Raw genomic sequence first — 10861 nt, forward strand, 5'->3', positions numbered from 1 at the left:
CGGTGTCCCCGGGGCGGGGGGGGGGGGGGGGCCCCCGGGGGGGCGGGGGGGGGGGGTGTGGGGGGGGGTGGGGGGGGGGGGGGGGGGGGGGGGGGGGGGGGGCGGGGGGGGGGGGGGGGGGGGGGGGGGGGGGGGGGGCCGCGGGGCCCCCCCCCCCCCCCCACCCCTGCGGCGCTCATATGACTATTCGCGAGGTCGCGTGGCCCCGAGAGGCGAGGGGTAAAGCTGGGCCGAACACATGCCCACTCTCACCGAAAGGCCCCGCACGCATGGCTCAGCCCTTCGTTCTGCCGGATTTCTATGTCCCGTATCCGGCGCGGCTCAACCCCCATGTGGAGGCCGCCCGCACGCACACCCGGGAGTGGGCGCGGGCGATGGGGATGCTGGAGGGCTCGGGCGTCTGGGAGGAGCACGACCTCGAGTCGCACGACTACGCGCTGCTGTGCTCGTACACCCACCCCGACTGCGACGCCGAGGCGCTGTCCCTGGTCACCGACTGGTACACCTGGGTGTTCTTCTTCGACGACCACTTCCTGGAGGTCTTCAAACGCACCCAGGACCGTCCCGGCAGCAAGGCGTATCTGGACCGGCTGCCGCTCTTCATGCCGATGGACCCGTCTGCATCGATGCCGGAGCCGACCAACCCGGTGGAGGCCGGCCTGGCGGACCTGTGGACGCGGACGGTCCCGAGCATGTCCCCGGCCTGGCGGGAACGGTTCTCCGAGGCGACCGAGGCGCTGCTCTACGAGTCCCTGTGGGAGCTCGACAACATCAACGAGGGTCGGATCGCCAACCCCGTCGAGTACATCGAGATGCGCCGCAAGGTGGGGGGCGCCCCGTGGTCGGCGGGGCTCGTCGAGTACGCGGCGGGCGCCGAGGTCCCCGAGCAGGTGGCGCACTCCCGTCCGCTGCGCGTGCTGCGGGACGCCTTCTCCGACGCGGTGCATCTTCGGAACGACCTCTTCTCGTACCAGCGGGAGGTCGAGGACGAGGGCGAGAACAGCAACGGTGTCCTCGTCCTGGAGAAGTTCCTCGGGTGCACGACCCAGGAGGCGGCCGAGGCCGTCAACGACCTGCTGACCTCACGGCTGCAGCAGTTCGAGAACACGGCCCTCACCGAAGTCCCCGGACTCTGCCTGGAGAAGGGGCTGAGCGCCGAGGAGTGCGTGGCCGTCGCGGCGTACGCGAAGGGGCTTCAGGACTGGCAGTCCGGCGGGCACGAGTGGCACATGCGCTCCAGCCGCTATATGAACGAGGGCCTGGACACCGGGCCTTCGCGGCTCGACGGGGTGCTGGGCACCTCCGCGCTCGACATCCGTACCCTCTTCGGCCGCCCCGCCGCCTCGCGACTGCGCGCGCTGACCCATGTGCCGCACCAGCAGGTGGGGCCGTCGCTGCTGCCCGACTTCGACCTCCCGTATCCGCTGTCCCTGAGTCCGCATCATCAGGAGGCGAAGCGGCGGTCGGAGGACTGGGCGGAGGGGATGGGGCTCCTGGACGACATCTGGGACCGTCCGATGATGGAGGGCTTCGATTTCGCGCTCTGCTCGGCGGGCCTCGACCCGGACGCCACGCCGGAGGAGCTGGAGCTCAGCGCAGAGTGGCTGACCTGGGGCACGTACGGAGACGACTACTATCCGCTCGTGTTCGGCCGGTCCCGGAATCCGATCGGTGCCAAGGAGTGCACCGAGCGCCTCAAGTCCTGTACGCCGGTGGACGATCCGGCGGCGGGCGCCGCGCTCGCGGTCAGCCCCATGGAGCGTGCGCTCGCCGATCTGTGGGCACGGACGGCGGGGCCCATGGGCCCTCGGGCACGGGCCGAGCTGCGGGCCGCGCTGGACGCGATGCTCGACAGCTGGGTGTGGGAGCTGCACAACCAGGCGCAGCACCGCGTTCCCGACCCGGTGGACTACATCGAGATGCGCCGGACCACCTTCGGGTCCGAACTCACCATGCTGCTCTGTCGGTTGCGCCACGACGAGGTGCTGCCTCCCGAGATCTACCGCACGGGCACGGTCCGGGCCCTGGAGAACTCCGCCGCGGACTACGCGACCCTCCTCAACGACCTCTTCTCGTACCAGAAGGAGATCGAGGTCGAGGGCGAGGTGCACAACGGCGTCCTGGTGCTGGAGAAGTTCTTCGACTGCGACTATCCGACGGCCGTGACGATGGTCGACGACCTGATGCGCGGCCGACTGCGCCAGTTCGAGCATGTGAAGAAGCACGAACTGCCCATGCTGTACGAGGACTTCGCGCTGGACACGAAGGGGCGCGCCGCCTTCGAGGCGTACGTACGGGAGTTGGAGGACTGGCTCGCCGGCATCCTCAACTGGCACCGGGGCGTGCGCCGTTACGGCTCCGATGACGTGCGCTCCGGAGGCGGTACGGCGCTGGCGCGGAGGGGACCGACGGGGATCGGGACGTCGGCGGCGCGGCTGGCCGCGCTGTTCGCTCCGTAACGTCCCGGCGGGGCGCGGCCGCCTCAGGAGGTGCGGCCGCGCAGCTCGTCCAGTTCGCGGCGCTCGCGCTTGGTCGGGCGGCCGGCACCGCGCTCGCGGACGCCGGCGAGGGCGACGTGCTCGCGCGGGGGCGGCGGGGGGCTGTTGTCGACGTACGCCTCGGCGGCGACGGGCGGGCCGACCCTCTTGGTGAGGAGCTGCTTGACCTCGACGATCCGCTCCCGCCCGCCGTGGAAGAGCCGCACCTCGTCGCCGGGCTTCACCGGCTGGGCGGGCTTGGCGCGCTCCCCGTTCACCTTGACGTGTCCGGCCCGGCAGGCCGCGGCGGCCTGGGAGCGGGTCTTGGTGAGGCGGACCGCCCAGATCCAGCTGTCGACGCGTGCGCTCATCGGCCCCCGCCCCCGTCAGCCCTGCTGGAACAGCTCGGCGGGCAGCGGCTTGAGGAGCGCGTACAGGTCGTCGGTGATGGGCCGGTCCCAACTGGCGATCGTCACCAGGACGTTGTCGCTGCGGTCGAACTGCACGCAGGAGATCCGGCTCTCGGAGAGCTTCACGCGGCGCACGATCAGCAGGTTGTCGCCCTGCATGACCGGCATGTCCTCGGTGTCGAGGACCTCGACCGGCTCGTCGTTCTCCAGGGCCGCGAGGAGCTGGGCGACCTCGAAGGGGATCTGGCCGTCGGCGAGCTCGCGGGCCGGGGAGCCCTCCGGCAGATTGCCGATGATCATCGCGGGGCCGCGCCCGCCGAACAGGTCGTAGCGCAGGAAGACACCCTGGCAGCTGCCGTCGGGCGCGGGCAGCAGACCGGCGCCGAGGTTGCCGGGCCAGTCCCCCGGGTCCATGGCCAGGACGTCGAAGTCCGGACCCGCGGGTGTGGCGGCGCTGCGGCGGCGGAGGAAGGACATACGGCCATGGTACGTGCCCCGGCGCACGATGCGACGCGCCGGGGCGGGTCCGGCGGGCGGGTCCGCCGGCAACCCACGACACGTCCCCCGGACGTGCCCGTGGAGACCATCGGGAGCGCCCGCCGGACCGGGTCCGGCGACCGTCCCGACACGTCGGCAAGCGGGCGGGCGACGTGCCCCGACACGGCCGCCGGGTCAGCCGCGCCGGTCGCTCTCGGAGGGCTCCCGGCCGGTTTTCCGCAGGGCCTGGGCGAGGCCCGCGCGGTCGGTACCGAGCTTGCGGTACACGGAGGACAGGAGCAGGGTCACGGCTGCGGCGTCGGTGTCCAGGGCTGCGGCCGCGTCCTCGCCACGGACGGTGAGATCCGCCGCGGCGCGCTCACGCGCGGTGAGCGTGTCCGTGCCGGCCGAGTGGAGGGTGCGGGGCCTGAGACCGGCGGCGGTGAGCTCCGCGCGGGCCTCCTCCCCCAGCCCGTCCGCGCCGCAGGTCTGGGCCGCCTCCAGGCCTCGGTAGAGGTACTCGGCGCCTTCGTCCGTGCGGCCGTTCCGGCGCAGGGCGGCGCCGAGGGCGACGAGCGAGCGCGCCAGCTCGTACCCGGCGGGCGACTGCTCCAGCCAATCGACGGACTCCTCCAGGAGCTTCACGCGCTCGTCGCCGCCGGAGACCTCCGCGGTCACCCGCAGCGCCTGGCCGATCGCGGAGGGCGCGCCGTACTGGCGGGCGCGGGCGACGGCCTCCAGGGCGGTCTCGCGGGCCCGGTCGGGGGTCTCCCAGGCCTCGGCGAGGGCGAGGTGGAGCTGCCAGGGGCACCACGCGGGGTTGCGCATCCCGCGCGGGTCGAGGCGTCGGCCGACGGCGGCCAGCTCGGCGGCGGCCTCGTCGGTGCGGCCCCTGGCCAGGAGCAGTTCGGCGTGGACGGTCTGCGAGTCGGGGAACGTCACCGCGGCGGGGAACGGCTCGCCGAAGTCGTGGGTGCGGGCGATCCGGTCGGCCTCCTCGACGCGCCCGCGGGCGAGCAGCACCTCGATCATGACGCCGACGGCGTACCACTGGGCGGGGGTGCGCGGTCCGACGCGCTCCGCGAGTCGCAGTCCCGCGCGGACGAAGTCCTCGGCCTCGACGAGCCGGCCGCGCCGGTAGCGGATGTACCCGAGGAGTGTGTACGCGAAGGAGAGATGCGCCCCGCGCCAGCCCTGGCGCTCGAACTCGGCGGTGCCGGCCGCGAAGAGCTCTTCGGCGCGGCCGGGCCGGTCGGCGTAGAGGAAGGTGAGCGCGACCAGGACCGGGACCTCGAAGCCGCGGCTCTCGTCGGCCCAGCTGAGGCCGCCTTCCAGGGCGCGCTCGGCGTGTGCCACGGCCACGGCGGAGGATTCGGCGCGCAGGGTGGCGTCCCAGGCGCGCAGGCCGATGACGTACCGCTCGGTGAGGTCGCGGCCGGTGAGCCGGTCGGCGAGCCGGGCCAGTCGGCGGGACCGGGCGGGCGAGTCGGGTTCGTCGGCGCGGAAGGCGTCCCACATGAACTTCTCGGCCTGCATGCGGAGCCTGCTGCGGGCGTCGGTGGTGAGCCGGGCCTCGCGGCCGAGCAGCTCGGAGGCCTCCACGAGCCGGTCGCTGTGGGCGAGGACCTGGGAGAGCCGGTAGACGATGCCGTGGCGCAGGGCCGGGTCGGAGACGGGTTCCGCCAGGGCTGCGCGCAGATGGTTGACGGTGGTGGCGGGTTCGGTGAGCAGGGAGGCGCTGCCGAGTTCGAAGAGGACGGCTGCGCGGTCGTCGTCGGCGGGCGGTTCACGCAGGGCGCGGGCGAGGAAGCGGCGGGCCGCGTCGGGCGCGCCGGCGCGCAGGGTCTCGCGGGCGGCGGCGCGCAGCTGTGCGACGACCCAGGGGTCCCCCTCGGGATGGGTCTCCAGGAGGTGCCGGGCGGCGGCGCCGGCGCCGAGTCCGGCGTCGATGACGCACCACGCGGCCTGGCCGTGCAGCGCGACGCGAGTGGCGGCGGGGATCGCCTTGTAGACGGCGGTGGCGATCAGCGGGTGGACGAATTCGAGGGTCTCGGTGCCGGCGAGGATACGGGCGTCGCGCAGGCGCTCGGCGCAGTCGGCGACGGCCTCGCCACCGAGGCCGGCGACGGCGCCGGCGAGCTGCGGGGAGATCTCGGTGCCGAGGACGGCGCAGGCCCAGGCGAGCCGGACGGTGGAGGTGCCGAGGCGTTCGAGGCGCGCGGCGAGTCCGCTGCCTTTGGCGGCGGCGGCGAGATCGCGGAGTTCGTGGGCGCCCTGGGCGGTGGGTTCGAGTCCGCGGTCGCGGACCTTGGCGGCGAGTTCGACGGCTTCGAAGGGGTTGCCGGAGGTGACGGTCCAGCACTCCCGGCAGAAGGCGTCGTCGGCGTGGGCGCCGACCCGGTCACGGACCAGGCGGGCGATGGCTGCGGAGGTGAGCGGTTCGAGTCCGAGGGGCCGCTGCCCCGATCGTCGCCCGGTGAACTCCTCCCCGGTGTCGGGGAGTTCGTCGGGGCGGTACGCGACGACGAGCAGCATGGGCAGTTCCTCGGCGCGGGGCGCGAAGGCGGAGAGCCAGCCGAGGGACTCGGGGTCGGCCCAGTGGGCGTCGTCGAGGACGACGACGAGCGGCGCGCGGCGGACGGCGAGATGGGTCAGGACCCAGTCGAGCCCGTCGCGCAGGCCCTGCGGGTCGGGCGGGGCGCCGTCACCGGCGGTGCACAGTCCGAGGGCGGGGCCGACGATGTCGTACCAACTGCCGAGCTGTGCGCGCAGCTCGGTGTCGGAGGCGGCGGCGAGCTGGGGCTGCAGCAACTGCCGGGCGACGTGGAACGCCACCTGCTGCTCCTGGTCTCCGCCCCGCGCGGACAGCACGGCACACCCCTTGCCGGCGGCGCGCCGCCGGATCTCGGCGAGCAGCGTGGTCTTTCCGAGCCCGGCGGGCGCGGCATAGGCGAGTACGCCACCGCGCGGGGTGCGGGTGCGGCCCAGGGGCGTCCCCGCGTGCGGCGCCTGATTGCCCCTGGGCGACGGCCGGGGATCCGAGCTCGAAGCCCCTGGCCCGCCACTGCGCCGACCGCCCTGTCGGCCGACCTGCAGGAGGCGCAGGGGGTGGCCGTCCGGTGTGCCGGGCTCGACGCCCTCGCGCGGGGGCGGGACCCGATCGGGCGAGCCGCCGGGGTCCGGCGGCCATGGGTCGTCGTCGCCGAGACCTGTCAACAGGTTCAACGCCTCTTCCGCCGCCGCGAGTTCGGCCTCGCGCTCGAAAAGGTCGAAGCCCCGGCGGCCACCCCTGCCGCTCCGTACTGCCACGTTCCACCCCCACGCCGGGGGCGCACACCCGGCGCGCGGATGAGTGCGGCCGGGCCGAGGGCCCCGCGAAGACCCCAGCGTACGCCCGTACGCGCCCTGGTGACCCTCAGATGGCGGACCCGGAGGCCCGGTCCGCGAGGCGCCGCAGCGCGGCCAACGCCTCGTCCGCGCGGGCGTGTTCGACGAAGAGGTGGTCGTGGTGGAAGCCGGCCACGACGTTGCAGCTCAGCCCGGCATCGGCGAGCTCTTGGGCGACGGCCGCGGTGAGTCCGACGGCGTCGAGTGCGGAGTGGACCCGCAACGTGATCCAACCGGCCACATAGTCGTACGCCAGGGAGGCCGCATCGGCTTCCTCCTGGCGTACGACGAGGGTGAGACCCTCGCGCTCGGCGATGGTGGCGACCGGGGCGACGCCCGCCGGAGCGGGGCCGTCCACGGTGGCGAAGACATAGCGGCCGGGGTTCAGCTCCGGCCGCATCCCGGCGAGGAGCCGGGTCAGATCACGTTCTGCACTCATGATCACCACCCTAGGGCGGGTGGGATCACGGAAGGCGCCGACGGCGTGTCAGGTCAGGTCGAATTCGCCTTCGCGCGCGTTGACCACGAACGCCCGCCACTCCGCGGGGGTGAAGATCAGCGAAGGCGCCTCGGGCCGCCCTTCGTTGCGCATCGCGATGAAACCTTCGACGAAGGCGATCTGGACGTCTCCCGCGCCCTGGCTGCTCGACCGCCAGTCGGCCTCGCTGAGGTCGAGTTCCGGCTTGTCCCAGCCCGCGAAGGCGTGCTGGGTGGTGGTGCTCTCCGCCACGTCCGTGCTCCTCCCGCATCCCGCAACATCGTCGTCCGGGGCTCAGGGTAGCGAGCGGCACCCGGCGCCGACAGACCTCATGCCGCCGGTGGCCGGTCCCCCACGAGCCACATGGAGAAGAACTGCGCGCCCCCTCCGTACGCGTGTCCGAGCGCCCTTCGCGCCCCGTCCACCTGGTGTTCGCCCGCCTGCCCGCGCACCTGGAGCGCGGCCTCCGCGAAGCGGATCATCCCGGAGGCGCCGATGGGGTTGGTCGAGAGCACGCCGCCCGAGGGGTTCACCGGCAGGTCGCCGTCGAGTTCCGTGACCCCGGCCTCGGTGAGCTTCCAGCCCTCGCCCTCCTCCGCGAAGCCGAGGTTCTCCAGCCACATCGGCTCGTACCAGGAGAACGGCACGTACATCTCGACGGCGTCGATCTCCCGGCGCGGGTCGGTGATGCCCGCCTGCCGGTAGACGTCGGCGGCGCAGTCCTTGCCGGCCTGCGGCGAGACGAAGTCCTTGCCGGCGAAGAGCGTGGGTTCGCTGCGCATCGCTCCGCCGTGCACCCACGCGGGCGGCCGGGGCGAACGTTCCGCGCCCGCACGGTCGGTGAGGACCATCGCGCAGGCGCCGTCGGAGGACGGGCAGGTCTCGGAGTAGCGGATGGGGTCCCAGAGCATCGGCGACCCCTGCACCTTCTCCAGGGTGATGTCGTGCTCGTGCAGGTGCGCGTAGGGGTTCTTCAGCGCGTTGCGCCGGTCCTTGTACGCGACGAGGGAACCGACGGTGTCGGGCGCGCCGGTGCGGCGCATGTAGGCGCGTACGTGCGGGGCGAAGAAGCCGCCGGCCCCCGCGAGGAGCGGCTGCTGGAACGGGACGGGCAGGGACAGGCCCCACATGGCGTTCGATTCGGACTGTTTCTCGAAGGCGAGGGTGAGGACCGTGCGGTGGACGCGGGCGGCGACCAGGTTCGCGGCGACGAGCGCCGTGGAGCCGCCGACCGAACCGGCGGTGTGGACGCGGAGCATCGGTTTGCCCACCGCGCCGAGGGCGTCGGCGAGGTACAGCTCCGGCATCATCACGCCTTCGAAGAAGTCGGGAGCCTTGCCGATGACGACGGCGTCGATGTCCGCCCAGGTCAGCTCGGCGTCCTCGAGGGCGCGCAGGGCGGCCTCGCGGACGAGTCCGGCGATGGAGACGTCTCGGCGGGCGGCGACGTGCTTGGTCTGGCCGATCCCGACGACGGCCACGGGCTCCTTAGGCACGGTTCTCCCCTTCCAGGACGGCGACCAGGTTCTGCTGCAGGCAGGGACCGGAGGTCGCGTGGGCGAGGGCGCGGTCGGAGGCGCCCCGGTGGATGCGGGCGGCGGCCTCGCCCAGGCGGATGAGGCCGGCGGCCATCACGGGGTTGGCGGCGAGCGCTCCGCCGGACGGGTTGACCCTCACCCTTGCGTCGAGGTCGAGGGCTCTGCGGAGCACGACCTCCTGGGAGCTGAAGGGCGCGTGCAGTTCGGCGGTGTCGACGGGCCGCTCGAAGGCTCCGGCGCGTTCGGCGGCGAGCCGGGTGGAGGGCGAGTCGGTGAGGTCGCGCACGCCGAGGGCGTGGGCCTCGATCCGGTGGTCCATGCCGCGGATCCAGGCGGGGCGAGCGCAGAGTTCGCGGGCCCGGTCCCCGGCCGCGAGGATCACGGCGGCGGCGCCGTCCCCGACGGGCGGGCAGTCTCCGGTGCGCAGCGGCCCGACGACGTACTCGCCCTGGGGGCGGGCGCCGGGCAGCTGGGCGTGCGGGTTGGCGCTCGCGTCCTCGCGGCTGCGGGTGGCGATCGAGGCCAGGGCGGGCTCGTCCGTGTGGCCCGCGTCGATGAGCGCCTGCGCCTGGAGTGCGGCGAGCGCCACGGAGTCGGGCCAGAGCGGGGCGAGGTAGTAGGGGTCGAGCTGCCGGGTGAGGACGTCGCGTACGGAGCCGGGCGAGGACTTCCCGTAGGAGTAGACGAGCGCGGTGTCGGCCTCGCCGGTCAGGAGTTTCACCCAGGCCTCGTAGAGCGCCCAGGCGCCGTCCATCTCGACGTGGGACTCGGAGATCGGGGGCCAGGCGCCGACGCCGTCGAGGGCCATGGTGAAGGAGAAGGCGCGGCCGGCGAGGTAGTCGGAGGAACCGGAGCAGGTGAAGCCGATGTCGGAGGTCTTCAGGCCGGTCTGCCGCAGCACGTCGTGCAGCACGGGCATGACCATCTCGACCTCGGAGAGCTCGTCGCTGCGCCGTCGATGGTCGGTCTGGGCGAAGGCGACGATCGCCACCTCTCGGTCCGGCGTCACAGCAGCTCCTTGTACGTGTCGTAGTCGGCGTCGGGCTCGCCGGTGGGCCGGTAGTGGTCGGGGTAGCGGCCGTCCTCGCTCCACACGGGTTCGACGCGCAGCCCCATGCGGACCTGGTCGTACGGGATGCCGCCGATCCGGCCGTGGAGGGCGAGCCCGGCGCCGTCGAGGGCGATGTGGGCGTAGACGTAGGGGACCTCGATGTCGAGGCCGCGCGCCTTGATGTTGACGATGCAGAAGGTGGTGACGGTGCCGCGGGGGCCGACCTCGACCTGCTCGGTCGTGGCGACGCCGCAGGTGGGGCAGGCGCCGCGGGGCGGTACGTACACCTTCGCGCAGGAGGGGCAGCGCTCGCCCACGGTCCGGTTGTCGGCGAGGGCGTGGAGATAGCCGGTCTGGGCGCGGCCGGGGGTGTACGTGTAGTCGAGCCGGGCGTGCGCGACGATGCCGCTGACGGGGTCGGCGAAGGTCCCGTCGTGGTCACGGGCGGCCTGTTGTCCTGCGGCGCTCTCGTACGGCTCGAAGCAGGCGATGTCGGTGATGGCGCCGGCCCGTTCGGCGGCCCAGCGGATCCGGACCCGCATCCCGGTGCGGACGGCCTCGGGTCCGGGCGCGTCGAGGGCGTGGAGGAGGGCGGTGTCGGCGCCGTCGAGCCGGACCAGGACCCAGGCGAAGGGGGTGGACAGGGGCTGTCCGGGGCGGGGTTCGGGGTTCCAGGCCCAGGTGGTGACGGTGCCGGTGGCGCCGACCTCGACGAGTGCGCGGAGCTCGGCGGCGGTCTCGGGGTCGTACTCGACGGGCGGCACGAGGACCTTGCCGCCCTCGGTCCTGACCCCGAGCACGGTCCGCTCACGAAGCCCGGTCAGGAACGCGGCCTGGACGGGTCCGAGGGACCGGGTGAAGGGGAACTCGACGACGAGGGGGGCGCGGAGGGTTTCCGGGACGGGGGCGACTGTCATGAGCGGGGCTCCTTGGTCGGGGGTCTGGGGGCAAGCCCCCCCACCACCCCCACCCCCCGCGGGCCGGGGGACACACCCCCCGCGGCCGCGAGGTTCCCCCAGCACGGCGCGAAAAACCAGAGACCA

The 10861-nt window shown here is 73.6% G+C and carries 9 protein-coding genes; 1 reads left to right on the forward strand and 8 read right to left on the reverse strand.

Annotated features, from left to right (window positions below):
* Positions 1–269: 269 nt before the first annotated feature.
* Positions 270–2459, forward strand: a complete 2190-nt coding sequence (locus ACFV9D_RS33535; protein ID WP_385154856.1) for a germacradienol/geosmin synthase — start codon at positions 270–272, stop codon at positions 2457–2459.
* A 23-nt stretch (positions 2460–2482) separates the two neighbouring features.
* Here ACFV9D_RS33535 and ACFV9D_RS33540 read toward each other — a convergent pair whose 3' ends face one another.
* The 8 genes from ACFV9D_RS33540 to ACFV9D_RS33575 all read right to left on the reverse strand — a co-directional run bounded on the left by ACFV9D_RS33540 (position 2483) and on the right by ACFV9D_RS33575 (position 10735).
* A complete protein-coding gene (locus ACFV9D_RS33540; protein WP_361859662.1) occupies positions 2483–2848 on the reverse strand; it encodes an RNA-binding S4 domain-containing protein in 366 nt (121 codons plus the stop codon).
* Between the two features lie 15 nt (positions 2849–2863).
* Entirely contained in the window at positions 2864–3364 is a 501-nt protein-coding gene (locus tag ACFV9D_RS33545) for a hypothetical protein (protein ID WP_385154860.1), read from the reverse strand.
* Between the two features lie 195 nt (positions 3365–3559).
* Positions 3560–6673, reverse strand: coding sequence for an ATP-binding protein (locus tag ACFV9D_RS33550; RefSeq protein WP_385154863.1), 3114 nt, complete (start codon positions 6671–6673; stop codon positions 3560–3562).
* Between the two features lie 106 nt (positions 6674–6779).
* Positions 6780–7190 carry an ACT domain-containing protein gene (locus ACFV9D_RS33555; protein WP_385154866.1) on the reverse strand — a complete coding sequence of 137 codons (411 nt, stop codon included), beginning with the start codon at positions 7188–7190 and terminating at the stop codon, positions 6780–6782.
* 48 nt (positions 7191–7238) lie between these two features.
* Complete coding sequence (locus ACFV9D_RS33560; RefSeq protein ID WP_137991309.1) at positions 7239–7481, reverse strand: DUF397 domain-containing protein; 243 nt, start codon at positions 7479–7481, stop codon at positions 7239–7241.
* Between the two features lie 77 nt (positions 7482–7558).
* Positions 7559–8725: a thiolase domain-containing protein gene (locus ACFV9D_RS33565; protein ID WP_385154870.1), complete on the reverse strand. Its 1167-nt coding sequence runs from the start codon at positions 8723–8725 to the stop codon at positions 7559–7561.
* The gene (locus tag ACFV9D_RS33570; protein ID WP_385154873.1) at positions 8718–9776 is read right to left on the reverse strand and encodes a thiolase domain-containing protein; all 1059 of its coding nucleotides are present in this window, start codon (positions 9774–9776) and stop codon (positions 8718–8720) included. Before ACFV9D_RS33570 ends, ACFV9D_RS33565 begins: the two co-directional genes overlap by 8 nt.
* Positions 9773–10735 (reverse strand): Zn-ribbon domain-containing OB-fold protein, encoded by a 963-nt coding sequence (locus ACFV9D_RS33575; protein ID WP_385154876.1) that lies wholly within the window; start codon positions 10733–10735, stop codon positions 9773–9775. Before ACFV9D_RS33575 ends, ACFV9D_RS33570 begins: the two co-directional genes overlap by 4 nt.
* Between the last annotated feature and the right edge of the window lie 126 nt (positions 10736–10861).

The organism is Streptomyces sp. NPDC059875 (genome assembly GCF_042731085.1).
Classification (GTDB): Bacteria; Actinomycetota; Actinomycetes; order Streptomycetales; family Streptomycetaceae; genus Streptomyces.